Origin of the sequence: Mesorhizobium sophorae (assembly GCF_002270415.1) — a bacterium.
In the GTDB taxonomy this organism is placed as follows: domain Bacteria; phylum Pseudomonadota; class Alphaproteobacteria; order Rhizobiales; family Rhizobiaceae; genus Mesorhizobium; species Mesorhizobium sophorae.
Genome location: NZ_NNRI01000008.1, coordinates 553,626 through 577,964 on the forward strand (window position 1 = coordinate 553,626; position 24,339 = coordinate 577,964).

Below are 24,339 nucleotides of genomic sequence, written 5' to 3' on the forward strand. Positions count from 1 at the left end.
TCGAAGGCTGGCGACGTTGTGCCTCAACGCGGCGAGCAGGCTCACGCCGTGATGCGTTCGCCGGTTTCGCCGGAATAGATCGGCCATTGTTCGAGAAAATCGCAGCCATGCACGACCACGCGCCCATTGGCGCTGTCGAAAAGGATGACCGCGTAGGAGGGTGGCGCCTGCTCGACGATCTCGCTCGATTTGTCGAGGGCGAGCGCGAACCTTGCATGCAGGCCGCGCTGCGCCGAGAACGGAATGCCGGCGACCGTTCCGGCAATGTCGCGATGGACGTGGCCGAAGAAGATGTGGCGGACATTGCCATGGCGCCGCAGCAGGCCGAGGAACCGTTCGGGCTGCTCGAGCGCCAGCGGGTCGAGCTGCGGCAGGCCGAGCGCGACCGGCGGATGGTGCATGAAGACATAGGCGGGCCTCCCGGCCGTCTCTTCGAGCCGGGCGTCGATCCAGGCAAGCCGCCTCTCGCACAATTCGCCTTCGATGCGTCCTTCCGCCAGGCAGTCGAGGAAGAGCAGCACCTCGTCGGCCATTTGATGAGCCGACTGCACGAAGCCGTTCTCATCGACCGGAACTTCAGGAAACGCCGCGGCAAGATTGGCTCGCCGGTCGTGATTCCCCGGCAGCAGCCGCCAGGGCACCGACAGCGCATTCAGGGCTGTCCTGAGATCGGCATAGCTCTGGGGCGCACCGGTCTCGGTCAGGTCGCCAGTGAAGACGCAAAGCGCCGCGTCGGCGTGATGCGCATTGATGTGCGCGATGCATGAAGCCGATCGCTGATGCAGGTCCACGCCATAGCGGCGCTGGCCCTGCCGGCCAAGATGGACATCGGTGACCTGGATTATCTTCATCGCACGACCGTTTTGCCAGCACCGCCTGCCCCGTCATCGGCGACAGTGACTGCCTTCAGAAATCAGAGTGCCGGCTCCGGCACCGAGGCCTTGAAGACCTCGATACGGGTTCCCGTGTCCGACGAGAAGAAATGCAAGTCATCCGGCGAAAACCGCAGACCAACAGTGCTGCCCGGCTCGGGGTGGACGGCCTCCGAAGTCATGACGGAGAACGACGCGCCGTCGAGATCGACATAGATGACCCGTCCAGCGCCCAGTTCCTCGACGAGGTCGACCGTCGCGTCGAGCGCGCCTGCCGTGCCGGGCGCCACCAGACGGACGGCTTCCGGCCGGATGCCGACGGCCACCTGCGTGCCGACAGCCAGACCGGCGCGTTGAACGGCAAGGCGCCGGCTGCCGCCCAGCAGCGAAAGCCCGTCGAGCTCGACCGTGCCTTCGAGCATGTTCATCGCCGGCGCACCGACGAAGGTGGCGACGAAACGGCTTGCCGGACGGCTGTAGACCTCACCGGGCGTGCCGACCTGTTCGACACGTCCGCCATTCATCACCACCAGCCGGTCGGCCAGTGTCATCGCCTCGACCTGGTCATGCGTGACGAACACGGAGGTGGCGTTCAAGCGGCGATGCAACTTGCGGATCTCCGAGCGCATCTGGACGCGCAGTTTGGCGTCCAGGTTGGACAGCGGCTCGTCGAACAGGAACACCTTGGGTTCGCGGATCATCGCGCGGCCCATGGCAACGCGCTGCCTCTGGCCTCCGGAAAGCGCCATCGGCTTGCGGTCGAGCAGATGTTCGAGCTCCAGCGTACGGGCAACCGCCTGGATGCGCTGCGTACGCTCGGCGGCCGGAACACCCGCGACCTTGAGCGAATAGCCGATGTTCTGCGCCACGCTCATATGCGGATAGAGCGCATAATTCTGGAACACCATGGCGCAGCCGCGCTCGCGCGGTTCCAGCTTGTTGACGACGATGCCGTCGATCGCGATCGTGCCGCCGGAGATATCCTCCAGCCCGGCGATCATGCGAAGCAAAGTGGACTTGCCGCAGCCGGAAGGCCCGAGGATGACGACGAACTCGCCCGACGCGATGTCGAGGTCGACGCCGTGCACGACCTGCGACTTGGCGTAGCTCTTCTTGACGTCGCGAATGGTGATGGAGGCCATTGGCCGTCTCCTTGTTACTTTTCGGTGGCGATCAGGCCGCGCACGAACCAGCGCTGCATGGCGACCACGACAATCAGCGGCGGCAGCATGACGATAAGCGTTCCGGCCATGGCGATGTTCCATTCCGGGATGCCGCCGACATTGGGGATAAGCTGCTTCAACTCGGTGACCGCTGTCGCATGCGACTGGTCGGTGGTGATGAGCAGCGGCCACAGATACTGGTTCCATGCCCACAGGAACATGATGGTTCCAAGCGCGGCCATGTTGTTGCGCGACAGCGGCAGCAGGATGTCGATGAAAAAGCGGAGCGCACCGGCGCCGTCCATGCGTGCGGCCTCGGTCAGCTCATCGGGAACAGTCAGGAAGAACTGCCGGTAGAGGAAGGTGCCGGTTGCCGTCGCGATCAGCGGCAGGATAAGTCCGGAATAGGAGTTGAGCAGCCCGAGGCTGAGCGAAACCTGCACGCCCGAGACTTTTTCGATGAGCCAGCTCAGACCAGTCAAATCGAGGATGGTCTGATAGGGCGACAGAACGTTGGCGACCACTGCATAGGTCGGCACGATGCGCACTTCCAGCGGCAGCATCAGCGTGACGAAGATCAGCCAGAAGATGAAAGTGCGGCCGGGGTATCGGAAATAGACGATCGAAAAGGCGGTGAGCGCCGAGATCATCACTTTGCCCGCCGCGACGCCGGCGGCCATGATGAAGCTGTTCAAAAGCTTGGGGCCAAGGTCGGCGGTCGTCCAGGCCGTCTTGATGTTGAGCCAGAAGTCGCTGCCCGGCAGCAGCGACATCGGCACGTCGTTGACATCCTTGAGATTATGCGACGCGGCAATGGTGACGACCACGAACGGCGCGATGCAAAGCACGAAGCCGACGAACAGGATCACATGCGTGAAGAAATTGAGGAAAGGCGTGCGCTCTACCATATCAGCCTCACCTGTAGTGCACACGCCGCTCGATGAAGCGGAACTGGAAAATGGTCAGCACGATGATGAGCAGCATCAGGATGATGCTCTGCGCGGCGGCACCCGAGTAATCGAGCCCTTTGAAGCCGTCGGAATAGATCTTGTAGACCATCAGGTTGGTGGCGTTGGCCGGCCCGCCGGAGGTCATGATGTCGACGATGCCGAAGGAATCCTGGAAGCTTTCGGTGATGTTGATGACCAGCAGGAAGAAGATCGTCGGCGTGATCAACGGGAACTGGATGTCCCGGAAACGCCTCATTACGCCCGAGCCGTCCATCGCCGCCGCCTCGATCAGCGAACGCGGAATGGCTTGAAACGCGGCGAGGAAGAAGATGAAATTATAGCCGACATATTTCCAGGAGAAGGCGATGATGATCGAGGCCATGGCGTCGGCGCCATCAAGGCCAGGGTCCCAGAAGCCGGGCCAGACCTGGTTGACGACGGCCATGAAGCCCGCTTCCGGCGCCAGGATGAACCGGAACGCCATTGCCAGCGCCGGAGCGGCGATGCCGTAGGGCCAGATCAGCACCACGCGATAGAAGCGCGAGCCGGCGAGCTGCCGGTCGGTCAGCGCCGCGAGCACGAGCGCGATGAACATGGCAAGCCCGGTGCTGATCCCTGCAAAGACCAGGCTGGCGGTGATCGAGTTCCAGTAATCGGCGTTGGACAGGATCGAACGGAAATTGTCGAGCCCGACCCAGATGTTGCCGCCGCCCCAAGGCTGTTGCAGCGTCAGCGACCAGTAGACCGCCTGACCGGCCGGCCAGTAGAAGAACGTGAAGATCAAGAGGAGCTGCGGCACCGCGAAAAGGATGCCGATTGTCCAACTGCTGAAGGTAACGCGTTTTTCCATCGGTCCGCCGACGCCGCTTAACAGCTGGCCTAGAGCAAAGGGAGACTAGTCTACGAAATGGCCGCCCGTCGACCCAAGCATGATCCCGAAAGTGGAAACCGGTTTTCGGAAGAGATCATGCTTGGACAAGACCGGCGGGCGGCCGCGTCGATCCGAGATCAGGGCAGGGTCTTGCCCGGATAGGTCTGCTGGAAGCGGTCGAGGATGGCATCGCCATTCTTGACCAGCGTGTCGAGGCCTTCCTGGACGCTGACCTTGTTGGCGAAGATCGCCTGCATCTGCGTGCCGAACTCGGCGCGGATCTGGGTGAAATTGCCCAACCGGATACCACGGGTGATTTCGGTCGGTTCGGACGCGGTCAGGCTGGCGATCGCGGTTTCACGGCCCTTGAAGGGCGCCTTGTCGTAGAAGCCACTGGACTTCATGTAGTCGAAGCCCGACTTGGTCACCGGGATGTAGCCGGTGTTGGTCGACCAGAACAGTGCGGTCTTGGGATCGTGGATGAAATTGAGGAACGCGGCCGCGCCCTTGTATTCCGCATCCGACTTGCCCGAGAGCACCCACAGCGAGGCGCCGCCGACCAGCGAATTCTTGCGCTCGGTACCGGCGTAGGCCGGCAGTTCGGCGACATCCCAGTTCATGCCTTCCTTCTGGGTCTTGCCGACGGTGCCGTGGTCGCCGACCGAGGTCATGATGACCTGGCAGGTGCCCGAAGCGAAAGCCTGGACCATGTCCTGGCCAAGGTCCTTCGACTTGATCTTGATCAGGCCGGCGTCATACCACTTCTTGAGGTCGGTGACGTACTGGACGAACTTGGTCTTGTTGACTTCCAGGCGCGCGTCGAGGCCGTCATAGCCGTTGTTCTTGGTGGCGATCGGCTGGTTGTGGATGGCCGAGAACTGCTCCATCAGCTGCCAGCTTTCATTGGCCGAGATGTTGATCGCCATCGGGCATTCGTAGCCGGCTTCCTTCATGGCCTGCAGGTCGGCGCCGACATCTTCCCAGGTCTTCGGCGCTTCGGTCTTGCCGATCTTGGCGAAGGCGTCCTTGTTCCAGTACAGCAGCGCCGTCGAGGAATTGAACGGGAACGACAGCATCTCGCCCTTCGACGTCGCGTAGTAGCGCGCGATACCGGGGAAATAATCGGCGTAGTCGATCTTGTAGCCGTTTTCTTCCATCAGCTTGTCGGCCGGCTTGTAGGCGCCCGAAAGCATCATCGTAGCGGTACCGACATCATAGACCTGGACGACGGCGGGCTGTTTGCCGGCGCGGAAGGCGGCGATGGTGTTCTGCAGCGTGGCGTCGTAGTTGCCCTGGCTGGTGCAGACGACTTCATAGTCGGACTGCGAGGCGTTGAAGTTCTTGCACAGCGTGTCGACGACACGTGCGAGGTCGCCCGAAAGGCCGAACCAGAAATCGAACTTGGTGGGCGCAGCGGCCGCTGGCAGCGCCATGGAAACGCTGATTGCACCGGCGGCAAGAGCCGCCAGGCCATTTTTGATCATCGACATGAATCTCATTCCCTGTTGAGTGGCTCGTTTCAAGGATCGTTGCGCAGGTCCCGGGCCGTCTCATAGAGAAAGTATGTGACAGTTCTGCTGTGCCTTTTCAGGCCTGTGGACAGCCAATCTCTCCTCCCTCGACGGCTTGCGCCGGCATGAAAATGAAAACGTCATATCGGCGCCTTAGGTACCTAGGGCGTCGAAAACTGGCGTAAAGGCCCAGGTCGTTAACCGGCTAAAAATGGATAGACGAAATGAAAAATGGATAGACGAAATGCTTGTCTCGCAGCTGACACATGTGCCGATCGCCGACCGCGAGGCCATGCGCGACGGCCGCGTGATAGCGCCACCCATCTGCGCCTCGCTGCCGCCATTCCCGCACTGGGTCAGATCGAGATCGGCGGCAGGGCCACACGCGAAAGCGCCGGCGACACGCTCACCGTGGTGGCCTGGAACGTCGAGCGGCTCCGCCACGGCGATGCCGTCGCGGCCACGCTTATCGGCCAGTCTCCCGACGTCTTGCTGCTGTCCGAGGTCGACGAAGGCATGGTGCGCTCCGGCATCCGACGCGCGGCGACGTGCCCCCGACCATATTCATCCCGATCGCCGAAGACAGTGGAGCCATTGGCCAGATTGGCGAATGGGTGCTGACGGCGGCCTGCGAGGAAGCCGCCCGCTGGGAAAATCCGCTGACGGTTGCCGTCAACGTATCGGCGGTGCAGCTTCACAATCCGAATTTCAGCCGCAAGGTCCACGAGACACTGCTGAATTCCGGTCTTGCGCCCGGCAAGCTGGAACTTGAGATCACCGAGACGGCGCTTGTGAAAGACATGCCGCGCGCACTGGCGACCTTGCGGCAGGTCAAGGCGCTGGGCGTGCGGGTGGCCATGGACGATTTCGGAACCGGCTATTCCTCGCTCTCCAACCTTCGCGCCTTTCCCTTCGACAAGATCAAGATCGACGGCTCCTTCATCAAATCCGTCGACAAGAACGGCCAGGTCGCGGCAATCGTGCGCGCCGTACTGGGGCTCGGGCGCGGCCTCGGCCTGCCGGTCCTGGCGGAGGGTGTCGAGACGCTCGGCGAGCTGAAATTCCTGGATGCCGAAGCCTGCGAGATCGGCCAGGGTTACTATATCGGCAGGCCTGGCCTCATCGAGGAGTTCGGCGAACTGACCGGTGTCGACGCACCCCGCGTCAGCAACGACACGGCCGGCCAGCGCAACAGAAGCGTCCTGGCCTTCGCACCCGCGCCTGCACTGAGTGTGGACAGAGCCTAGCTTTCGGGCTGGAGCGCGGCCTCGACCAGCCGCTTTGCGTCCGGCCCCGACCATTCGGCAGGGCCGTTCATATGGGCGATCAGGCAACCTTCGCCATCGATCAGCATGGTGGCGGGAAGGCCGAGTGCCAGGCCGCGCGTCTTGAGGTCGTTGAACACAGCCATCGTCGAATCCCGGTAGTAGCCGAGCGTCTTGACGCCTGTCTCACTGAGGAACTTCTTCGGCTTAACATCGTCGCCGGCATCGACATTGACGGCGACCACCTGAAAGGCGTCGCTGCCCTTTTCCTTCTGCAGCGCATCGAGAGCCGGCATTTCGGCACGGCACGGCGCGCACCATGTCGCCCACAGATTGAGCAGCACCGTCTTGCCGGCATGGTCGGCGAGCGTCATCGGCTTGCCGTCCGGTCCATTGAAGGCAAGGCTCTTCAACGATTGCGGCGGATCGGCCGGCAACAATGCCGCGACCTCGCCGGTGGCCGCTGCCGCCACCTTCTTGGCGCGCTCGCCCTTGGCGGCGCAGGCGACATCGTCCTTGCTGTCGCCGACAGCCACCTGGTGCTCGGCGTTGTTGCCAGACCGGCTCTCGCTGACATATACCGCGACCGCGCCGGCCAGCGCGCCCGCCACCAACGCGGCGAGGATCAGGCGCGGGGCCGGGAAGAATCTATTACCGTCTGCCATTTTCTCAAAACTGCTCCGAAGCACGGGTTATAGCCATGAGCGACAAGAAGACCAGCAACCAGATGTGGGGCGGACGTTTTGCCTCGGGTCCGGCCGCGATCATGGAAGCGATCAACGCGTCGATCTCGTTCGACCGCAAGCTCTATGCGCAAGACATCCGAGGCTCGATCGCCCATAGCGAGATGCTGGCTCAAACGGGCATTATTTCGGCGGCTGATCAAGAAAAAATCGCTCACGGGCTGAACACGATTCTGAAAGAGATCGAGGCCGGCACATTCGAGTTCTCGACCCGGCTTGAAGACATCCACATGAATGTCGAGGCTCGCCTCGCCGACCTGATCGGACCGGCGGCCGGCCGCCTGCACACCGCCCGCTCGCGCAATGACCAGGTTGCGGTCGACCTGAGGCTGTGGGTCAAGGACGAGTGCCTGCGCGTCGCCGGGGCGTTGAAAGGGCTGATCGAGGCGCTTCTGGCACGGGCCGAGGAGCATGCGGCGACGGTAATGCCAGGCTTCACCCATATGCAGGCGGCGCAGCCGGTGACCTTCGGCCATCACTGCATGGCCTATGTCGAGATGTTTGCGCGTGACCTGTCGCGCGTTCGCGACGCGATCGAACGGATGGATGAAAGCCCGCTCGGTGCCGCGGCCCTTGCCGGCACCAGTTTCCCGATCGACCGCCACAAAACCGCCAAGGCACTCGGCTTCCGCGAGCCGATGCGCAATTCGCTGGACAGCGTTTCGGATCGCGATTTCGCGCTGGAGTTCCTCGCCCTGGCGGCGATCTGCGCCACGCATTTGTCGCGGCTCGCCGAAGAGATCATCATCTGGTCGACGCCGCAATTCGGCTTCGTCAGGCTGTCGGACAGCTTTTCCACCGGCTCGTCGATCATGCCGCAGAAGAAGAACCCCGACGCCGCTGAATTGGTGCGCGGCAAGACCGGCCGCGTCACCGGCCATCTGGTCGGCCTGCTGACGGTGATGAAGGGCATGCCGCTGACCTATGGCAAGGACATGCAGGAAGACAAGGAATCGGTATTCGATGCCGCCGAGACGCTCGACCTGATGCTGGCGGCGATGACCGGCATGGTCTCGGACATGACAATCAACGCAGCGGCGATGAAAAAGGCCGCCGGCTCGGGCTACGCGACCGCCACCGATCTTGCCGACTGGCTGGTGCGCACGCTCGGCTTGCCGTTCCGCGAGGCGCATCATGTCACCGGCCGGGCGGTGGCGCTGGCCGAAGACAAGAAAGTGGGGCTGGAGAAGCTTTCGCTGGAAGACCTGCAGTCGATCAATCCCGGCATCACGGCGGATATTTTTTCGGTGCTGGCGGTGCAGAACTCGGTGAAGAGCCGCACCAGTTTCGGCGGCACCGCGCCGTCGGAAGTTAGAAGGCAGATCCGCGGCTGGAAAAAGCGCATCGCCAAGGCATGATCCCGGATACTGCGACCAGCAATATCCGGGGTGCAATGCTCTGAGAACTCGGCTAAAAGCGGCGGCTGGAAAAAGTTTCGGACGGATGGATCGATGACCGGAAGCAGGATTTTGGTGACGCTGACGCTGCTGGTGGCGATTGCGGCCGTCTCGGCCTGCGGCAGGAGGGGCGGTCTCGACACGCCCTACGAAGCAGCCGTCCAGGCGCGCAAGGATGCCTCAAAGGCCCACCAGCCCGTGCCGCCCGAGCCGGAAAAACCGGTCAAGGACAAGAAGTTCTTCCTCGACCCGCTGATCTAGGCCGATGACACCCGGGTTGGTCGTTTAAGACCCGGTCTCATCGTGCTCCAACTTCCGGAACCACTCTCGTGAACCATTTCGACTACCGCGACGGCGTGCTGCATGCCGAGGACGTGGCGATCCCCGATATCGCCGCACAGGTCGGCACCCCATTCTATTGCTATTCGACGGCCACCTTGACCAGGCACTACCGGGTGTTTGCCCAGGCCTTTACCGGACTCGACGCGCTGGTCTGCTATGCCATGAAGGCTAATTCCAACCAGGCGGTGCTGCGGACGCTGGCAAGGCTCGGGGCCGGCGCCGACGTGGTGTCGGAAGGCGAATTGCGGCGGGCGTTGGCGGCCGGCATCCCGGCAAGCAAGATCCTGTTTTCAGGCGTCGGCAAGACCGCACGCGAAATGGACTTTGCCCTCTCCGCCGGCATCCTTTGTTTCAATGTTGAATCCGAGCCTGAACTCGAGCTGCTGTCGGCCCGTGCCGCCGCCCTTGGCAAGGTGGCGCCGATCTCGCTGCGCATCAATCCGGATGTCGACGCCAAGACCCACAAGAAGATCTCCACCGGCAAGGCCGAGAACAAGTTCGGCATCCCGTGGCAACGGGCGCGTCAGGTCTATGCCCGTGCCGCACAGCTGCCGGGCCTCAAGATCACCGGCATCGACACCCATATCGGCAGCCAGATCACCGAGCTGCAGCCCTTCGACGACGCCTTCGCCCTGCTTGTCGATCTTGTCGGCGCGCTGCGCGCCGACGGCCATGCCATCGAGCATATCGATCTCGGCGGCGGCCTCGGCATCCCCTACCGCATCGACAACAACCCGCCGCCCTTGCCCGACGCCTATGCCCAGATCGTTAGGAAGCATGTCACCAAGCTCGGGCTCAAGGTGATGTTCGAACCCGGCCGGCTGATCGTCGGCAATGCCGGCATCCTCGTCTCGGAAGTGATCTTCGTGAAGGAAGGCGACGCCAAGAATTTCCTGGTCGTCGACGCCGCCATGAACGACCTGATCCGGCCGACGCTCTACGATGCCTTCCACGACATAAGGCCGGTGGTGCAGCCGCCGGCCGACACGCCGCGCATGATGGTCGATGTCGTCGGCCCGGTCTGCGAAACCGGCGATTATCTCGGCCTCGACCGTGACCTGCCCAGGCTGAAGGCTGGCGACCTGATTGCCGTTTCCACCGCCGGCGCCTATGGCGCGGTCCAGGCCGGCACCTACAACACCCGCCTGCTGGTGCCCGAGGTGCTGGTCGACGGCGACCGTTTCCACATCGTGCGCCCGCGCCTGACCTATGACGACCTGATCGGGCTGGATTCGGTACCCGACTGGCTAAGGTAGACGCTGCCCCGTCCGAAATGCTGCGCCGGCGGCACTACAGCCGGTTCTGGATGAGTGCCCTTGTGTCGGCGATCCTGTCCTCGTCGCGGCGGTAGAACGTCCATTGCTTGATGCGCTTGGCCCGCAGCAGGCCGGCCTGGGTGAGCACGCGCATGTGTTCGCTGAGCGTCGCCTGCGTGATGCCGAGCTTCTCGGCGATCAGCAGCGCGCAGACACCGTCCTCGACCAGATCGCCGTCGGCTTGGCGTGGGAAATGCGCGCGCGGATCCTTCAGCCAGTCGAGAATCTGCAGCCTGCGTTCGTTGGCGATCGCCTTGAAGACATCAACCTCTTGCATTTAGCTATTTTGCCAAGTTACTAATTACTGTCAATCCCAAGGAGACGTCCATGAGCAACGGCAACACCGTCACACGCGAACGCATTGCCGCGATGGAACCGCGCATTCGGCCGTACGTGCGCCACACGCCGGTGCTGCGCGTCGACATGGCCGACTTCGACCGCCCGCCGCTGACCGTCGACCTGAAGCTCGAATGCCTGCAGCATTCCGGCTCGTTCAAGGCGCGCGGCGCCTTCACCAACCTCCTGGAGAGAACGGTTCCCAAGGCCGGCGTTGTCGCCGCGTCGGGCGGCAATCATGGCGCCGCGGTCGCCTACGCCGCCATGCGGCTTGGCCACAAGGCGACCATCTTCGTTCCCGAGGTGAGCCCGCCGGCCAAGCTGGAGCGGATCCGCTCCTACGGCGCCGAGCTGATCGTCGGCGGCGCCCGCTACGCCGAGGCGCTGGCCGCCAGCGAACGCTTCGCCGAGGAAACCGGCGCCTTGCAGATCCATGCCTTCAACCAGGAGGAGACGCTGGTCGGCCAAGGCACGCTCGGGCTGGAAATCGAGAGCGACTTGCCTGAGATCGACACGTTGCTGGTCGCCGTCGGCGGCGGCGGCCTGATTGGCGGCATCGCCGCCTGGTTCGCCGGCCGCATCCGCATCATCGCCATCGAGCCGGAAGGGGCGCCAACGCTTTACCGCGCCTTCGAGGCCGGCCGGCCCGTCGACGCGCCGGCCGAGGGCATCGCCGCCGATTCGCTGGCGCCCAAGCGCGTCGGCGAAATGATGTTCCCGATCGCCGAGGCCTTTGTCGAGCGTTCGATCCTGGTCAGCGACGACGACATCATCGCTGCCCAGAAGGCGCTGTGGAACCGGGTGCGCATCATTTCCGAGCCGGGCGGTGCCGCCGCCTTCGCTGCCGTGCTGTCCGGACGGTATGAGCCTGCGCCCGGCGAAAGGGTCGCCATACTGGTCTGCGGTGCCAACGCCAACCCCGCCACGTTCTGACAGCAACCGGTCCGGCAGCTTCACGTTTTCTCAAACTGCCTCGCCTTTGCCGTGTTTGCTGGTATTCTTCGAGTCGTGAGGATCGGGCTATCCTGCCCGCCCATGGAAGGGCCGATGACGCAACGACCCACCTTCAGCAGCCATCGCGGCCTGGCCCGGCGCCTTGCCTTGAGCCGGCTGGCGACGCGGGTTTCGATGATGGTCGAGCGTGGCTGGCCGTTGCTGCTTCCGCTCGTCATCGTCGCCAGCCTGTTCCTCAGCGTCTCCTGGCTCGGCATCTTCTCGCGCCTGCCGGACGTGGCGCGCATCGGCCTGCTCGCCGCATTCGGTGTGGCAGCACTTGCGGCACTCTATCCGCTGCGTTTCTTCCGCTTGCCGGGCGCCGCCGAAATCGACCGCAGGATCGAAGCGGCCAATCAATTGCTGCACAGCCCGGTGCTGGTGCAGACCGATCGGCCGACCGGCCGAGAAAGCAGCTTCTCGCAGGCACTGTGGCGCGAACACCAGAAGCGCATGGCCGGAAAGCTCGACAGCCTTGGCGCCGACCTGCCGCGCACCCGCGTGCCGGAGCGCGACCGCTGGGGTCTGCGCGCGGTGGCCGCACTTTTGCTGGTGACCGCCTTTGCCTTCTCCTTCGGACCGAGCGGCGGCAGGATTGTCGACGGGTTCAGTGCCCATGGCGTCCACGATGCCATACCACCGCGCATCGACGCCTGGGTGACGCCGCCGGCCTATACCGGCAAGCCGCCGATCTTCCTGACCGCCGACGTCAACCAGGCAACGCCGACCTTCATCATCCCCGAAGGCAGCGACGTCTCGCTGCGCGTTACCGGCGGCTCGGGCGAGGAAACGCTCGCCTATGCCGACAAGAATGGCAATTCCCGCGCCATCGACCCGGCCGGCCCACAGGCCGCCGCCACGGCCAAACCGGCGGCAAGCCCGGCGACGCCATCCAAGGTGCGCCAGTTCACCGGCAAGCTGACCGGCGACGGCACACTGACGCTGACGTCAGGCGAGGATCAGCTCGGCCGCTGGGCCTTCGCGGTCATGCCGGACAAGCCGCCGCAGATCCGTTTCGTCGGCGAACCGAAGCGCGCCGCCAACGGCGCCTTCGAGCTCAACTACCAGATCGACGACGACTATGGCGCCGCCAATGCCAAGGCGGTTTTCGCGCTCGCCGATCCGCAGGCGCCCAATGCACATCCGCTCTATGGTCCGCCTGAAATGCCGCTGTCGCTGCCGCGTCGCGGCGGCAAGTCGAATGCCGCCCGGACGACGAAGGACCTGACCGAGCATGTCTGGGCCGGTAGCAGCATCAAGCTGACGCTGGTCGCCACCGACGATGCCGGGCACACCGCGTCGAGCGAGACCAAGACGCTGGTTATGCCGCAGCGGCCTTTCGCCAACCCGCTGGCGCGCGCGGTGCTCGAGCAGCGCCGCCTGCTGGCGCTCGACGCCAACGCCAAGCCGCGCGTGCTCGACCTGATGGACGCAATCACGCTACGGCCCGAGGACACGTTCGACAACATGTCCCACTACCTCGCCATCATGAGCGCCCGCAGCCGGCTGAAGATGGCCGTCAATGACGACCAGCTGCGCAGCGAGGTGTCCTATCTCTGGGAAATCGCGCTCGGCATCGAGGAAGGCAATCTCTCGGCCGCCGAAAAGCGGCTGCGCCAGGCGCAGCAGGCGCTGCAGGACGCCATCAAGAACGGCGCCAGCGACGCGGAAATCGAAAAGGCGATGAAGGAACTGCGCGAGGCGATGAACCAGTTCCTGCAGGAATTCGCCGAACGCGCCAAGCAGAATCCCAACGCGCCGCAGATGCAGCAGAACGGCCAGGAACTGCGCCAGAGCGATATCGACCGCATGATGGACCAGATCGAGAACCTGGCGAAGTCGGGCGATCGCGACAAGGCGCAGCAATTGCTGTCGCAACTGCAGGATATGATGAACAATCTCCAGGCCGGCCGTCAGCAGCAAGGCGGCCAGCAGGACAGCGAGATGCGCCAGCAGATGGACAAGCTCGGCGAAATCCTGCGGCGCCAGCAGGAGATGATGAACGACACCTTCCGCATGGACCAGATGCAGCGCGGCGAGCGCCAACGCGGACAGAACCGCGAAGAGCAGCTCGGCCAGGACGGTGAGCAAGGTCAATCGGGCGAAAACGGCAAGCCCGGCGAGGATGGCCAGCAGAAGCCGATGACACCGCAGGAATTCGCCGATGCGCTGAAGCAGCTGCAGCAGGGCCAGGGCCAGCTGAAAAGCGACCTCGAGCAGCTGAAGAAGGGGCTGGAGGGCATGGGCATGGAGCCCAATGAGGGATTTGGCGAGGCCGGCAAATCCATGGGCAATGCCGAACAGGCGCTCGGCGAAGGCGACGGCGACCAGGCGGTCGGCCACCAGGGCCGGGCGCTGGAAGCGCTGCGCAAGGGCGCCAAGGACATGATGAAGCAGATGCAGGCCATGCAGGGCGATCAGGGCGGCAGCGAGGAAGGTGGCCGCCAGCAGAACGCCGACCGTGACCCGCTGGGCCGGCCACGCGCCAGCCAGGGCCCTGATTTCGGCGATTCGGTGAAAGTGCCCGACGAGATCGACGTGCAGCGCGCCCGCCAGATTCTGGAAGCGATCCGCAAGCGGCTCGGCAATGCGCTCAGCCCCGACATCGAACGCAGCTATCTGGAACGGCTGCTCGAGCTGAAATAGGGATCGCCGCCCCGCTTCCAACCTCACCCGAAGACACTCGAACGGTTGCAACACCATGCCGAAACTTGGCGCCGTCACGCCCATCCTGCGCATCTTCGACATTGCCAAGGCACGTGAGTTCTATGTCGGCTTCCTTGGTTTCGAGGTGCAATGGGAGCATCGCTTCGACGACAACGCGCCGCTCTACATGGCGGTCGGCCGCGACGGCTGCGTGCTGCATCTGAGCGAACATCACGGCGACGGCGCGCCAGGCATTGCCGTGCGCATCAAGGTCGAGGACATCGCGGCACTTCATCGCGAGCTGATCGGCAAGAATTACCGCTTCGCCAGGCCGGGTCTGGAGGAGACGCCGTGGAAATCCCGCGAAATATCGGTCGCCGATCCGTTCGGCAACCGGCTGCATTTCCACGAGGAAGCGGCCGCTTGAGTCTTTGTTTTGTGCATGTCGTTATCCAAGACTGCTGCACAGCTTGGACGACAGGCACTAGATCTGCCTGTTGACGAACGCTTCGCGGATTGCCTCCTGCATGCCGTCGATCGCCTCACCCGAGGCATTCGGGTTGCGGTGCATCACCACATTCGAGGAATCGATGTCGCCGAACCCGTCCGCCGACGTCAGTTCGCGGCAGCCGGCCGGAATGTTGCTGCGCGAGATCGGCGCGATCGCCAGCCCGGAGGTGACGGCGAGCTTTAGACCGCCAGTGGTGTCGCTCGTATAGGCGACGCGATAGGCAAGACCGCGCTGCTCCAGTGATTTGACGGCAAAATCCTTGCACCAGCCGGCCCGGTTGTAGAGCGCGATCGGCACCGGCCGCTCCTCATGCATGTGATGCAGGGTCGATGTCACCCATACGGTCGGATCGTGCATCAGCACTTCGCCGCCGGCAGGATCCTGCCATTCGAAAACCACGCACAGATCGAGTTCGCCGGCGGCGAGCGCCGCCACCTGCGCCCCCGAATGCGCATAGCGCACGGTGACCTCGACCTGGGTGTGGCGCTTCGAAAAGGCGCCGAGCGCGCGCGATAGGATCGCGTGGCCATACTCCTCCGGAATGCCGATGCGGACCGGCCCGCCAAGCGGCGCCGCCGCCATCGACGCCGCCGTCTCGTCGAGCAGCGAAACGATCCGGCGAGCGTTGACGATGAGTTCGCCGCCGCGCCGCGTCAACACGACACCGCGTGAACCGCGCTCGAACAGGGTGTCGCCGATCAGGTCCTCGAGCTTCTTCATCTGCATCGACACCGCCGACTGGGTACGGCCGGCCTGCTCCGCCGCCCTGGTGAAATTGCCGGCTTCGGCAATAGCCACGAAGGTGCGCAGAAGGTCGCTGTCGAGGGTCGGTCGCATGAATCCGCCATAAGGAATTTTGATCACTGATATCATTCCAATTCGTTTGCAACATGTCAAACGCCGAACCATAGTCGCCTCACCCATTGGATATGCGGCTGCGAAATCGGCCGCGGACCAATTCGAAGAGTCCTCACTCATGCCCGCTGCCCGAAACGGTGGCGGGTTCTTTTTCGCTTGCAGGGAGCCCCGAAGGCACATGCAGAACCGGATGGTCCTTGGCATCCTGAGCCTGTGCCTTGGCGTGCTGGTATTCTCGCTGCAGGACCCGCTCGTCAAAGCCGTGTCGAGCGGCTATCCGGTGACCGAGGTGATGGCGATCCGCTCGATCGTCGCCTTGCCGATCCTGATTGTTCTCGTCCATGTCGATGTCGGCTTGCCGGCGATCCTGTCGAGGCGATTCGGCATGCTGACGATGCGCGCCTTCATCCAGTTCACCTCCTATACGGTGTACTATCTGGCTATCGCCGCCTTGCCGCTGGCCGACGCCGTGGCGCTCTATTTCATGGCGCCGCTGTTCATCATGGTGCTGGCCGGGCCTTATCTTGGCGAGCGCGTCTCCTGGCAGACGCTGGCGACCGTGCTGATCGGGCTGTTCGGCGTCCTCGTGATGCTGCGCCCGGGCGCCGGTCTGTTCGACTGGGCGGCGCTGCTGTCGCTGGGCTCGGCGGCGCTCTACGGCTTTTCGCAGTTGATGGCCCGCAAGATCGGCGATACCGAATCGTCCACCGTCATGGCCTTCTACCAGAACGGCGCCTATCTGGTCGGCGCGGCCGTGGTTGCCGGTACGTTTCACCTGGCCGGCATCACCCACGCCGTCCACCCGAGCCTCGAATTCCTGGTGCGGCCCTGGCTCTCGCCGACACTGCCTGATTTTCTCAAGATGGCGGCCTGCGGTTTCGTCGCCTCCGCCGGCATGATCCTGCTGTCGCAAGCCTACCGGATGGCGCCGGCCAATCGCGTTGCCACCTTCGAATACACCGGCATCCTGTGGTCGCCGCTATGGGGTTTCCTGTTCTTCGCCGAGGTGCCACGGTCGACGACCGTGATCGGTGCGGCGCTCATCATCGGCGCCGGCCTGCTGGCGCTCAACTTCGAACGCCGCAAGAGCGCTCCGCCCGTGCTCGCTGCAGTCGATCCAGCCTGATCAGGCGAAGCAGATCAGCGCCCGTTCCACGCGGGAGCGGATTTCGGCCAGCGTAAACGGCTTCTGCACGACATCGAGGATCACGCCGTTCAACTCCTCGGCGCGTTCGCGCTGGTCGGCATAGCCCGTCATCAGCATGATCTTCATCGACGGGAAGAGCGCTGCCGCCGCAATCGCCATCTCGATGCCGTCCATCTCCGGCATGCGGATGTCGGAGACGACGAGATCATAGCCGCCATTTGCGGCTTGGATCAGCGAGAGGCCTTGCGCGCCGTCCGCGGCGATATCGATTGTGTGTCCGGCGCGTTCAAGCGCGCGGGCGGCCAGGGTGCGGACGGACTCATCGTCCTCAACGATCAGAAGCTTTGCCATGGCGGCCATGTTTGGCTGCGAAAAGTTGACTTTTTCTGAAGGCGCAGGAGACCAACAAGCCTTTTTGAACGTCGCTTACACGTCGCCTTTGACGACACCGACAAACGGCAATTCGCGAAAGGCATGCGCAACGTCCATGCCGTAGCCGACGACGAAATAGTCGGGACAGTCGAAGCCGACATAGTCGGCCTTGAGTGAGGTCTGGCGGCGCATGCGCTTGTCGAGCAGCACGGCGATGGCGCAGCTCTTGGCGCCGCGCGACAGCATCAGGTCGCGGGTGAAGCTCAGCGTCTTGCCCGATTCGAGAATGTCGTCGATCAACAGCACGTCACGGCCGGCCACCTCATTGTCGATATCGCGCAGCACCCTCACCTCGCCGCTTGTGGTGCCGGCGCCGTAGCTGGAAATGAAGATGAATTCGACCTCCGGCGACAGCCCGACATCATGCATGGCGCGGATCAGGTCGGCGGCGAAGATGAACGAGCCCTTCAGCACCGAAATCACCAGCAGATCGTGATAATCGTGGCCGGCGATCTCCTTGGCGAGTTCAAGATTGCGCCGTGCGATCGCCGATGCCGAAAACAGGACCTCGATGTCCTTGCCGCGTACGTTTGGCATTGGTGGTCTTCCTCGGTGATCGCCTATTGGGCGAAAGTGACCAAAACGGTTCTTACGCCGTTCTTAGGCACGTCGAGCCGGCTGGCAAAGCCGAATCTTTCGCCCGACGCCAGCGAACGACCGGATGTCCCCAACGAATAGCGGGTCGTGCGCCCGTCATTGCCGGTCACCCGGATTTCGAGCGGCGGCAGCGGCGCCGGTTTCGCGCCGTCATTGGCGGCCTCGCCATCGACGAACAGCACGGGGTTCGGCCCGGAGGCGTCGACGCGTGACGTGACGCCTGAAATGCTCAGCGCCGACGCCTGCGCACTGGACAGGAACGGCGCCTGGCGCACCAGCGCATGCCCTCCGGAGACCCAGAAAGCGGCGAACGCGGCACCAATGCCGGCGATCCAGAAGATCGGCCCGCCGCGTGAAGCCGGTGGCCGCTCCGCCGGGGCCTCGGGCTTGCGCAGCATGTCCATGCCCTCGATGGGCGGCGTGACGATCGCGCGTGGCAGCGGCGAAATGCTTTCCGCGGCGGGGACAAGGCGCGGCATCACGACATAGTCGGCATCGACGATGTCAGCCGCTGGTGCGCGCATGAACCGGTCCGTTGCGGCAATTGCCGCCGGATCGGTCATGATTTCGCCGGAAACCGGGCGCGCGGTTCTATCGTCAGCCATCATGGCCCCAGCATTGCAGCACGTGTTCGCTTTTCGTTTCTTTTGCGTAAACACAAATGGTTAACGCTTCCCCACCGGAGCCCTCGTGAAGCGCCGAAAAAGCCCAAGAATTAACCGCCGGTTAACCATGCCGGCCGATGGTCATTACCCAGAACAGGCTGGCTCGCTGCCGCCGCGAATTTCAGGTCGCCGAAATTGATTCGCTTCGAAAATGTCGGCCTCCGCTATGGCATGGGTCCGGAAATCCTCCGTGACATCTCCCTGCACATTCCGGAGCGCTCCTTCCAGTTCCTGAGCGGGCCTTCGGGTGCCGGCAAGACGACGTTGCTGCGCCTGCTGTTCATGTCGTTGAAGCCGACGCGCGGGCTGATCACCATTTTCGGCAAGGACCGCTCGCGCATCTCGCGCGCCGAACTGCCGCATCTGAGGCGTCGTATCGGTGTGGTGTTCCAGGACTTTCGCTTGCTCGACCATATGACCACCTACGAGAACGTGGCCTTGCCGCTGCGCGTGCGCGGGCGCGAGGAGGCGAGCTACCGCACCGATGTCACCGAGCTGTTGAAATGGGTCGGGCTGGGCGAGCGCATGCATGTGCTGCCGCCAGTTCTGTCCGGCGGCGAGAAGCAGCGTGCGGCGATCGCCCGTGCGCTGATCGAGCAGCCGGAGATCCTGCTGGCCGACGAGCCGACCGGCAATGTCGATCCGCCGCTGGCGCGACGCCTGCTGCGGCTGTTTATCGAGCTCAATCGTCTCGGCACCGCCGTGGTGATCGCGACCCATGACCTTGGCCTGATGGAACAGGTCGACGCGCGCCGCATGATCCTGGCCGGCGGAAGGCTGGACATCTATGACTGAGCTGTCCGCCGAACATCTTGAACAGCAGGAGCAGGACGCCGAGGCGGCCGAGGCGAGGCCGCGTGCCCAGCGCCGGATGGCGCCGATCGTGCCGGCGCAGAACATCGCTGGCCGGGCACTGGTGCTGGTCATTGCCATCATGACCTTCCTGTCCTGCCTGACCTTCGGCGCGGTGACGCTGGTGCGTGACACCGCCTCGGTCTGGGAGAACCAGATCTCGCGCGAGGCGACGATCCAGATCAAGCCTGTCGACGGCCTCGACATGGAGGCCGCCCTTGCCCAGGCCTCCCAGATGGCCAGCGAGTTTCCCGGCGTGAAGTCGACCCGGATCATCGATCGCGACGCGACCGCGAGGCTCCTGGAGCCGTGGCTGGGCTCCGGCCTCAACATCGATGAACTGCCGGTGCCGCGCCTGATCATCGTCACCATCGACGAGAGCAGCCCGCCTGATTTCGCCGCCATGCGCGCCGCGATCACGCCGAAATTGCCAAGCGCATCGCTCGACGATCACCGCACCTGGGTCGACCGGCTGGTGGCCATGGCCCGCACCACGGTGACCATCGGCATCGCCGTGCTGGCGCTGATGCTGTCGGCGACCGTGCTGACCGTGGTGTTCGCGACGCGCGGCGCCATGGCGGGCAATGGCCACATCATCGAGGTTCTGCATTTTGTCGGCGCCGAGGCGAGCTTCATCGCGCGTGAATTCCGCCGGCATTTCCTGGTTACCGGCATGAAGGGTGCCGCCGCCGGCGGAGCCGCGGCTGTGCTCGTGTTCATCGTCTTTTCATGGTGGTCGTCGCGCAACATGGCGACGCCGCAGGCCGACCAGGCGACCGCGCTGTTCGGCAATTTCGCCATAGGTTCGGCGGGCTATCTCGGGGTCGTTCTCATGGTGCTGGTGATCGGTGGGCTGACGGCGGCAACCTCGCACGCCACTGTTGTCGCCTATCTCAGCGACATCGAGGTCCGCCAGCCGGATGCCGGCTAATTTACGTCGCTTGGAAGCAGGGACAAGTTCGGGACAATGACATCGATAGAAACAGGATGATCACGGATGGAGAATTGGCGTAACGCAAAGTGCGTCTTTCTACTACCCAAAGCCACATTTGGGGATTAACCATATGGCGATGGACGCGCGGCAAACGACCGGGACGGCTGGGCAGATGCCAGTGGTGGTTGCCCATTCGCGCGACCACGGCAAGGTCAGCCGCCTAAAAGCCGCTCTGCGCCTGTCCGGGCTTTCCCTCCTCATCCTCGCAACTCTGTTTGCCGGCGGCTTTGGCTGGTTCGCCAACAAGGTCAGCCACCTGACGACGCCCGCCAATCCGGCTAAGGCCGACGCAATCATCGTTTTGACCGGCGGCCAGTCACGCCTTGACGCCGCAATGGATCTGCTGGCGTCCGGCAAGGGCGAGCGGCTGTTGATCAGCGGCGTGCATCCTTCCGCCAGCCGCCGCCAGCTGCAGGCGGCGATCGGTGGCGACAAGCGCTTGTTCTCCTGCTGCGTCGACATCGACCGCGCCGCGCTGGACACGATCGGCAATGCCGAGGAGAGCGCCAAATGGGTGGAGAGCCATGCCTACGGCACGGTGATCCTGGTCACCAACAACTATCATATGCCGCGCAGCCTGCTGGAAATGGGCCGGCTGCTGCATGGCGCCAAGCTCGAACCGTATCCGGTGGTCAACACCAATCTCGACAATGGCAGCTGGCTGACCAAGCCGCGCGCATTGCGCGTGCTGTTCACCGAATACAATAAATATCTGCTGGCGCTGGCGCGCGGCATCGTGCCGATGAAGCCGACGCCGGACGGCATCGCGCTGGCCGAGACCGCGGCCGGCGGCTGAACCTCATTCCCCGGCTGTAGCACCTGCCCCAGCTGCAGCGCCTGAAATCCCCTTGAGGCGCGCTATCTCCTGTTCGAGGCCCTCGATACGCTTGTCCCGTTCGCCAAGCGCCGCTGCCACGTCAGCCGCCTCGAACCGCTGCGGGATGTGTTGCGGGCAATTGGAGTCCCAGGCCGAGACCGTGAACAGGATGACCTGCTCGGGACGCGCCTTGTAGTCCTGCGGCATCAACCTCGCCATCAGCTCGGCATCGTTCTCGACGACGCGGGCCGTGCCCCAGATCTTGATGCGCTGCCGGTGGGCATAATCGATCAGGAACAGGAAGGCCTGCGGATTGTCGGCCAGGTTGCCCTGCGTGATGAACTGCCTGTTGCCGGCAAAATCCGCAAAGCCGATCGTGTGTTGATCCAGCACCTTGAGAAACCCGGCGGGTCCACCGCGATGCTGGATGTAGGGCTGGCCATCGCCATTGGCCGTCGACAGGAAGACGCTGGTCTGGATCTCGATGAAGGCGGCAAGGTCGGGCGTGATATCGGCCTGCCAGCCGCCACGCTCCTCGACGCGGGCATAGGACTGGCGTGAGCCCTTGCGGGCCTGGATCGCCTTGACGGTCGGCGTGAAGGCGACGTCGCTGGTGAAAGCATGAGCATTCATGAAAGCCTCCTTGCCCGGGCGACCCTAGAGCCCAAGCTCCGACAATGACGGGTGGTCGTCCGGGCGCCGACCGAGCGGCCAGTGATATTTGCGATCGGCCGCACCGATCGGCAGGTCGTTGATGCTGGCGATGCGCAGGCGCATCAGCCCGTGTTCGTCGAATTCCCAGTTCTCGTTGCCATAGCTGCGGAACCATAAGCCGCTGTCGTCGTGCCATTCATAGGCGAAGCGCACGGCGATGCGGTTGCCGTGGAAGGCCCAGACCTCTTTGATCAGCCGGTAGTCGAGTTCGCGGCTCCACTTGCGCGTCAGGAACGCCTGGATGGCATCGCGGCCTTGTAGGAATTCGGCGCGATTGCGCCAGCGGCTATCCGTCGTGTAGGCAAGCGCCACTCGGGCCGGATCGCGCGAATTCCAGGCATCCTCGGCCATGCGCGCCTTCTGCGCGGCGGTCTCGGCTGTGAACGGCGGCAGCGGCGGCCGGCTTTCGGACATGATGACTCCTTGCTCGTTGAGGCCCTGCTGCAGGCAGGCCAGGAATCTTGATATAAAGCCTTCCATCCTTCAAATGCAGATGACATATTCGCAATCCGTCCTTCCATTTTCTGGAAGAAGCTATGGATCGTCTCGAAGCCATGTCGCTCTTTGTCGCCGCGGTGGAGGCCGGCAGCCTTTCCGCCGCGGCCCGCCGTTTCGGCATTCCGCTGGCGACGGTCAGCCGCAAGGTTTCCGATCTCGAACGACATCTGAACACACGCCTGTTGAACCGCTCGACGCGCCGGCTGACGCCGACCGACGCCGGCCAGGCCTATCTTGCCGCCTGCCGCCGTATCCTCGACGACGTCGGTGAGGCCGAACGCACGGCGGCCGGCGAATACAGCGCTCCGACCGGCGAACTGGCCATCACCGCGCCGGTCGTCTTTGGCCGCCTGCACGTGCTGCCGGTCGTCACCGGTTTTCTCGCGGCCTATCCCGACGTGAACATTCGCCTGACGCTAGCCGACCGCATAACCCAGCTGGTTGAGGACCATTTCGATCTCGCCATTCGCATCGGCCAGTTGCCTGATTCGAGCCTGGTCGCCATTGCTGTCGGCTCGATCCGCCGCGTCGCTTGTGCGAGCCCGGCCTATCTGGCCGAGCATGGCACGCCGATGACCCCGCAGGATCTGGAAACACACAGTTGCATCACCTTCGAGGGACTTGCTTCCGCCGCCACCTGGAGCTTCGCCCAGGGCAGGACGGAAGTCCCGGTTCAGGTCCGCTCGCGGCTTCAGGTCAACACCGCCGAGGCGGCCATCGACGCCGCGATTGCCGGCATCGGGGTGACAAAAGTGCTTTCCTACCAGATCGAAGCCGCACTGCGGTCAGGCGCGCTGCGCATCCTGCTGCAGGAGTTCGAGCCTGAACCATGGCCGGTAAGCCTGGTGCATGCCGGCCACGGCCTGCTGCCGGTCAAGCTGCGGGCCTTTCTCGATTTCGCTGCCCCGCGTCTGAAGGAGCGGCTGGCGCGATTGACGTAGCTGAAACGGGCCGCCCGACCATCGTTCTCCTTTACTCGTCAGAGCGGCTGGCGGCCATTTCCTTTTTCGCCGCGCTTGGTGTAACCAACGCACACCTCTCACCGGGCCTCCCTCCATGCTGTATGTCCGATCGCTGGCGTTCAATTTCGTCTTCTACGTCAATCTGATCGTCCAGATGATCCTCTGGACCCCCTACTATTTCCTGTCGCCCCGTCACCGCGCCTGGTTCGTGCCGAAATTCTGGTCACGCACGTGCATGTGGCTCTATGACAAGATTGCCGGGACCAAGAGCGACATCACCGGCCTGGAAAACCTGCCCGAGGGTTCCTTCATCCTGGCGCCCAAGCATCAATCGTTCTGGGACGCGATCGCCTTCTTCCCGTTCCTCCAGGATCCGCTCTACATCCTCAAGCGCGAGCTGACCTGGATCCCGTTCTTCGGCTGGTACATCATGAAGATGCGCATGATCCCGGTCGACCGCGGCAGCCGCTCGAAAGCGTTGAAGGCGGTGGTCGCCGCCACCAGGCAGGAAATGGCGCGCAACCCACGCCAGCTGATCATCTATCCCGAGGGGACGCGCCGCGCGCCGGGTGACGAGCCGGCCTACAAATACGGCATCGTCGAAATCTATTCGCAGCTTGGCGTTCCGGTGGTGCCGGTCGCCCATGTCGCCGGTCTCTACTGGCCGCGCCGCAAATTCCTGCGCTTCCCCGGCACGATCAAGGCGCGGTTCCTGCCGCCGATTCCGCCGGGCTTGGGCAGGGACGAATTCATGGCCCGGCTGATCGGTGAAACCGAGGCTGCTTGTGACCAGCTTCTCATCGAGGCATCCCGCACGCCCAACCCGCCGGCATTGCCGTCAACCGCGGTGAAGCGGTTGCGGGAACTCGGCGCGAAAGCCTGAAAAG

General features: G+C 63.7%; 26 protein-coding genes and 1 pseudogene. 13 read left to right on the top strand and 14 right to left on the bottom strand.

Features of this window, described 5'->3' with window-relative positions; genetic code table 11:
- Nucleotides 1-41 precede the first annotated feature (41 nt).
- The 6 genes from CGZ66_RS14920 to CGZ66_RS39880 all read right to left on the bottom strand — a co-directional run bounded on the left by CGZ66_RS14920 (nucleotide 42) and on the right by CGZ66_RS39880 (nucleotide 5,885).
- The gene (locus CGZ66_RS14920; protein WP_095084866.1) at nucleotides 42-851 is read right to left on the bottom strand and encodes a phosphodiesterase; all 810 of its coding nucleotides are present in this window, start codon (nucleotides 849-851) and stop codon (nucleotides 42-44) included.
- 62 nt (nucleotides 852-913) lie between these two features.
- Nucleotides 914-2,014 carry a sn-glycerol-3-phosphate import ATP-binding protein UgpC gene (locus CGZ66_RS14925; protein ID WP_095084867.1) on the bottom strand — a complete coding sequence of 367 codons (1,101 nt, stop codon included), beginning with the start codon at nucleotides 2,012-2,014 and terminating at the stop codon, nucleotides 914-916.
- A 14-nt stretch (nucleotides 2,015-2,028) separates the two neighbouring features.
- A complete protein-coding gene (locus CGZ66_RS14930) occupies nucleotides 2,029-2,943 on the bottom strand; it encodes an ABC transporter permease subunit (RefSeq protein WP_095084868.1) in 915 nt (304 codons plus the stop codon).
- A 7-nt stretch (nucleotides 2,944-2,950) separates the two neighbouring features.
- Entirely contained in the window at nucleotides 2,951-3,835 is an 885-nt protein-coding gene (locus tag CGZ66_RS14935; RefSeq protein ID WP_095084869.1) for a carbohydrate ABC transporter permease, read from the bottom strand.
- Nucleotides 3,836-3,993: 158 nt separating this feature from the next.
- Nucleotides 3,994-5,346: an extracellular solute-binding protein gene (locus tag CGZ66_RS14940; protein ID WP_095084870.1), complete on the bottom strand. Its 1,353-nt coding sequence runs from the start codon at nucleotides 5,344-5,346 to the stop codon at nucleotides 3,994-3,996.
- Between the two features lie 377 nt (nucleotides 5,347-5,723).
- On the bottom strand, nucleotides 5,724-5,885 hold the full coding sequence (locus CGZ66_RS39880) for a hypothetical protein (RefSeq protein ID WP_167392109.1): 162 nt from the start codon (nucleotides 5,883-5,885) through the stop codon (nucleotides 5,724-5,726).
- On the opposite strand from CGZ66_RS39880, the pseudogene CGZ66_RS14950 reads away from it, so the two are divergent.
- Nucleotides 5,835-6,614, top strand: a pseudogene (locus CGZ66_RS14950) (EAL domain-containing protein); the annotation flags it as partial. The gene CGZ66_RS39880 and the pseudogene CGZ66_RS14950 overlap by 51 nt on opposite strands.
- On the opposite strand, the gene tlpA reads toward CGZ66_RS14950, so the two are convergent.
- Nucleotides 6,611-7,297: a thiol:disulfide interchange protein TlpA gene (gene tlpA / locus CGZ66_RS14955; protein WP_095084871.1), complete on the bottom strand. Its 687-nt coding sequence runs from the start codon at nucleotides 7,295-7,297 to the stop codon at nucleotides 6,611-6,613. The pseudogene CGZ66_RS14950 and the gene tlpA overlap by 4 nt on opposite strands.
- Nucleotides 7,298-7,332: 35 nt before the next feature.
- Here tlpA and argH point away from each other — a divergent pair, with 35 nt between their 5' ends.
- The 3 genes from argH to lysA all read left to right on the top strand — a co-directional run bounded on the left by argH (nucleotide 7,333) and on the right by lysA (nucleotide 10,370).
- A complete protein-coding gene (gene argH / locus CGZ66_RS14960) occupies nucleotides 7,333-8,733 on the top strand; it encodes an argininosuccinate lyase (RefSeq protein WP_095084872.1) in 1,401 nt (466 codons plus the stop codon).
- A gap of 93 nt (nucleotides 8,734-8,826) precedes the next feature.
- Nucleotides 8,827-9,033: a lipoprotein gene (locus CGZ66_RS14965; RefSeq protein WP_095084873.1), complete on the top strand. Its 207-nt coding sequence runs from the start codon at nucleotides 8,827-8,829 to the stop codon at nucleotides 9,031-9,033.
- 68 nt (nucleotides 9,034-9,101) lie between these two features.
- Nucleotides 9,102-10,370, top strand: coding sequence for a diaminopimelate decarboxylase (gene lysA / locus CGZ66_RS14970; RefSeq protein WP_095084874.1), 1,269 nt, complete (start codon nucleotides 9,102-9,104; stop codon nucleotides 10,368-10,370).
- Nucleotides 10,371-10,404: 34 nt separating this feature from the next.
- Here the strand turns inward: lysA and CGZ66_RS14975 are convergent, their stop codons facing one another.
- Complete coding sequence (locus CGZ66_RS14975; protein ID WP_095084875.1) at nucleotides 10,405-10,707, bottom strand: ArsR/SmtB family transcription factor; 303 nt, start codon at nucleotides 10,705-10,707, stop codon at nucleotides 10,405-10,407.
- Nucleotides 10,708-10,757: 50 nt separating this feature from the next.
- On the opposite strand from CGZ66_RS14975, the gene CGZ66_RS14980 reads away from it, so the two are divergent.
- From CGZ66_RS14980 to CGZ66_RS14990, 3 genes are all read left to right on the top strand, one after another.
- The gene (locus tag CGZ66_RS14980; RefSeq protein ID WP_095084876.1) at nucleotides 10,758-11,699 is read left to right on the top strand and encodes a threonine/serine dehydratase; all 942 of its coding nucleotides are present in this window, start codon (nucleotides 10,758-10,760) and stop codon (nucleotides 11,697-11,699) included.
- 114 nt (nucleotides 11,700-11,813) lie between these two features.
- Entirely contained in the window at nucleotides 11,814-14,405 is a 2,592-nt protein-coding gene (locus CGZ66_RS14985) for a TIGR02302 family protein (protein WP_095085019.1), read from the top strand.
- Nucleotides 14,406-14,460: 55 nt separating this feature from the next.
- On the top strand, nucleotides 14,461-14,832 hold the full coding sequence (locus tag CGZ66_RS14990) for a glyoxalase superfamily protein (RefSeq protein ID WP_095084877.1): 372 nt from the start codon (nucleotides 14,461-14,463) through the stop codon (nucleotides 14,830-14,832).
- A gap of 57 nt (nucleotides 14,833-14,889) precedes the next feature.
- On the opposite strand, the gene CGZ66_RS14995 is transcribed toward CGZ66_RS14990, so the two are convergent.
- Nucleotides 14,890-15,753, bottom strand: a complete 864-nt coding sequence (locus CGZ66_RS14995; protein ID WP_095085020.1) for a LysR family transcriptional regulator — start codon at nucleotides 15,751-15,753, stop codon at nucleotides 14,890-14,892.
- Between the two features lie 199 nt (nucleotides 15,754-15,952).
- Between CGZ66_RS14995 and CGZ66_RS15000 the strand changes: the two genes are divergently transcribed.
- Nucleotides 15,953-16,900, top strand: a complete 948-nt coding sequence (locus tag CGZ66_RS15000; RefSeq protein ID WP_095084878.1) for a DMT family transporter — start codon at nucleotides 15,953-15,955, stop codon at nucleotides 16,898-16,900.
- Here the strand turns inward: CGZ66_RS15000 and CGZ66_RS15005 are convergent, their stop codons facing one another.
- The 3 genes from CGZ66_RS15005 to CGZ66_RS15015 form a co-directional block, all read right to left on the bottom strand.
- Nucleotides 16,901-17,272 (bottom strand): response regulator, encoded by a 372-nt coding sequence (locus CGZ66_RS15005; RefSeq protein ID WP_167392122.1) that lies wholly within the window; start codon nucleotides 17,270-17,272, stop codon nucleotides 16,901-16,903.
- Nucleotides 17,273-17,347: 75 nt separating this feature from the next.
- The gene (gene hpt, locus CGZ66_RS15010; protein WP_095084880.1) at nucleotides 17,348-17,890 is read right to left on the bottom strand and encodes a hypoxanthine phosphoribosyltransferase; all 543 of its coding nucleotides are present in this window, start codon (nucleotides 17,888-17,890) and stop codon (nucleotides 17,348-17,350) included.
- A 23-nt stretch (nucleotides 17,891-17,913) separates the two neighbouring features.
- A complete protein-coding gene (locus tag CGZ66_RS15015) occupies nucleotides 17,914-18,558 on the bottom strand; it encodes a hypothetical protein (protein WP_095084881.1) in 645 nt (214 codons plus the stop codon).
- Nucleotides 18,559-18,750: 192 nt separating this feature from the next.
- Between CGZ66_RS15015 and ftsE the strand changes: the two genes are divergently transcribed.
- The 3 genes from ftsE (at nucleotide 18,751) to CGZ66_RS15030 (ending at nucleotide 21,257) form a co-directional block, all read left to right on the top strand.
- Complete coding sequence (gene ftsE / locus CGZ66_RS15020; RefSeq protein ID WP_027023302.1) at nucleotides 18,751-19,410, top strand: cell division ATP-binding protein FtsE; 660 nt, start codon at nucleotides 18,751-18,753, stop codon at nucleotides 19,408-19,410.
- Nucleotides 19,403-20,398, top strand: a complete 996-nt coding sequence (locus tag CGZ66_RS15025; protein ID WP_095084882.1) for a cell division protein FtsX — start codon at nucleotides 19,403-19,405, stop codon at nucleotides 20,396-20,398. Before ftsE ends, CGZ66_RS15025 begins: the two co-directional genes overlap by 8 nt.
- Before the next feature lie 133 nt (nucleotides 20,399-20,531).
- The gene (locus CGZ66_RS15030) at nucleotides 20,532-21,257 is read left to right on the top strand and encodes a YdcF family protein (RefSeq protein ID WP_095084883.1); all 726 of its coding nucleotides are present in this window, start codon (nucleotides 20,532-20,534) and stop codon (nucleotides 21,255-21,257) included.
- Nucleotides 21,258-21,260: 3 nt separating this feature from the next.
- On the opposite strand, the gene CGZ66_RS15035 is transcribed toward CGZ66_RS15030, so the two are convergent.
- Both CGZ66_RS15035 and CGZ66_RS15040 read right to left on the bottom strand, forming a co-directional pair.
- On the bottom strand, nucleotides 21,261-21,911 hold the full coding sequence (locus tag CGZ66_RS15035) for a pyridoxamine 5'-phosphate oxidase family protein (RefSeq protein ID WP_095084884.1): 651 nt from the start codon (nucleotides 21,909-21,911) through the stop codon (nucleotides 21,261-21,263).
- A 24-nt stretch (nucleotides 21,912-21,935) separates the two neighbouring features.
- Nucleotides 21,936-22,406, bottom strand: a complete 471-nt coding sequence (locus CGZ66_RS15040) for a nuclear transport factor 2 family protein (RefSeq protein ID WP_095085021.1) — start codon at nucleotides 22,404-22,406, stop codon at nucleotides 21,936-21,938.
- 122 nt (nucleotides 22,407-22,528) lie between these two features.
- Here CGZ66_RS15040 and CGZ66_RS15045 point away from each other — a divergent pair, with 122 nt between their 5' ends.
- Both CGZ66_RS15045 and CGZ66_RS15050 read left to right on the top strand, forming a co-directional pair.
- The gene (locus CGZ66_RS15045; protein WP_095084885.1) at nucleotides 22,529-23,431 is read left to right on the top strand and encodes a LysR family transcriptional regulator; all 903 of its coding nucleotides are present in this window, start codon (nucleotides 22,529-22,531) and stop codon (nucleotides 23,429-23,431) included.
- A 115-nt stretch (nucleotides 23,432-23,546) separates the two neighbouring features.
- Nucleotides 23,547-24,335, top strand: coding sequence for a lysophospholipid acyltransferase family protein (locus tag CGZ66_RS15050; protein WP_095084886.1), 789 nt, complete (start codon nucleotides 23,547-23,549; stop codon nucleotides 24,333-24,335).
- Nucleotides 24,336-24,339: the final 4 nt, after the last annotated feature.

Bases quoted from the DNA above. Each gene is read 5' to 3' on its own strand.
- CGZ66_RS14920 (WP_095084866.1), bottom strand. From the start codon at position 851: ATGAAGATAATCCAGGTCACCGATGTCCATCTTGGCCGGCAGGGCCAG.
- CGZ66_RS14925 (WP_095084867.1), bottom strand. From the start codon at position 2,014: ATGGCCTCCATCACCATTCGCGACGTCAAGAAGAGCTACGCCAAGTCG.
- CGZ66_RS14930 (WP_095084868.1), bottom strand. From the start codon at position 2,943: ATGGTAGAGCGCACGCCTTTCCTCAATTTCTTCACGCATGTGATCCTG.
- CGZ66_RS14935 (WP_095084869.1), bottom strand. From the start codon at position 3,835: ATGGAAAAACGCGTTACCTTCAGCAGTTGGACAATCGGCATCCTTTTC.
- CGZ66_RS14940 (WP_095084870.1), bottom strand. From the start codon at position 5,346: ATGTCGATGATCAAAAATGGCCTGGCGGCTCTTGCCGCCGGTGCAATC.
- CGZ66_RS39880 (WP_167392109.1), bottom strand. From the start codon at position 5,885: ATGCCTTCGTCGACCTCGGACAGCAGCAAGACGTCGGGAGACTGGCCG.
- tlpA (WP_095084871.1), bottom strand. From the start codon at position 7,297: ATGGCAGACGGTAATAGATTCTTCCCGGCCCCGCGCCTGATCCTCGCC.
- argH (WP_095084872.1), top strand. From the start codon at position 7,333: ATGAGCGACAAGAAGACCAGCAACCAGATGTGGGGCGGACGTTTTGCC.
- CGZ66_RS14965 (WP_095084873.1), top strand. From the start codon at position 8,827: ATGACCGGAAGCAGGATTTTGGTGACGCTGACGCTGCTGGTGGCGATT.
- CGZ66_RS14975 (WP_095084875.1), bottom strand. From the start codon at position 10,707: ATGCAAGAGGTTGATGTCTTCAAGGCGATCGCCAACGAACGCAGGCTG.
- CGZ66_RS14980 (WP_095084876.1), top strand. From the start codon at position 10,758: ATGAGCAACGGCAACACCGTCACACGCGAACGCATTGCCGCGATGGAA.
- CGZ66_RS14985 (WP_095085019.1), top strand. From the start codon at position 11,814: ATGACGCAACGACCCACCTTCAGCAGCCATCGCGGCCTGGCCCGGCGC.
- CGZ66_RS14990 (WP_095084877.1), top strand. From the start codon at position 14,461: ATGCCGAAACTTGGCGCCGTCACGCCCATCCTGCGCATCTTCGACATT.
- CGZ66_RS14995 (WP_095085020.1), bottom strand. From the start codon at position 15,753: ATGCGACCGACCCTCGACAGCGACCTTCTGCGCACCTTCGTGGCTATT.
- CGZ66_RS15000 (WP_095084878.1), top strand. From the start codon at position 15,953: ATGCAGAACCGGATGGTCCTTGGCATCCTGAGCCTGTGCCTTGGCGTG.
- CGZ66_RS15005 (WP_167392122.1), bottom strand. From the start codon at position 17,272: ATGGCAAAGCTTCTGATCGTTGAGGACGATGAGTCCGTCCGCACCCTG.
- hpt (WP_095084880.1), bottom strand. From the start codon at position 17,890: ATGCCAAACGTACGCGGCAAGGACATCGAGGTCCTGTTTTCGGCATCG.
- CGZ66_RS15015 (WP_095084881.1), bottom strand. From the start codon at position 18,558: ATGATGGCTGACGATAGAACCGCGCGCCCGGTTTCCGGCGAAATCATG.
- CGZ66_RS15025 (WP_095084882.1), top strand. From the start codon at position 19,403: ATGACTGAGCTGTCCGCCGAACATCTTGAACAGCAGGAGCAGGACGCC.
- CGZ66_RS15030 (WP_095084883.1), top strand. From the start codon at position 20,532: ATGGCGATGGACGCGCGGCAAACGACCGGGACGGCTGGGCAGATGCCA.
- CGZ66_RS15035 (WP_095084884.1), bottom strand. From the start codon at position 21,911: ATGAATGCTCATGCTTTCACCAGCGACGTCGCCTTCACGCCGACCGTC.
- CGZ66_RS15040 (WP_095085021.1), bottom strand. From the start codon at position 22,406: ATGTCCGAAAGCCGGCCGCCGCTGCCGCCGTTCACAGCCGAGACCGCC.
- CGZ66_RS15045 (WP_095084885.1), top strand. From the start codon at position 22,529: ATGGATCGTCTCGAAGCCATGTCGCTCTTTGTCGCCGCGGTGGAGGCC.
- CGZ66_RS15050 (WP_095084886.1), top strand. From the start codon at position 23,547: ATGCTGTATGTCCGATCGCTGGCGTTCAATTTCGTCTTCTACGTCAAT.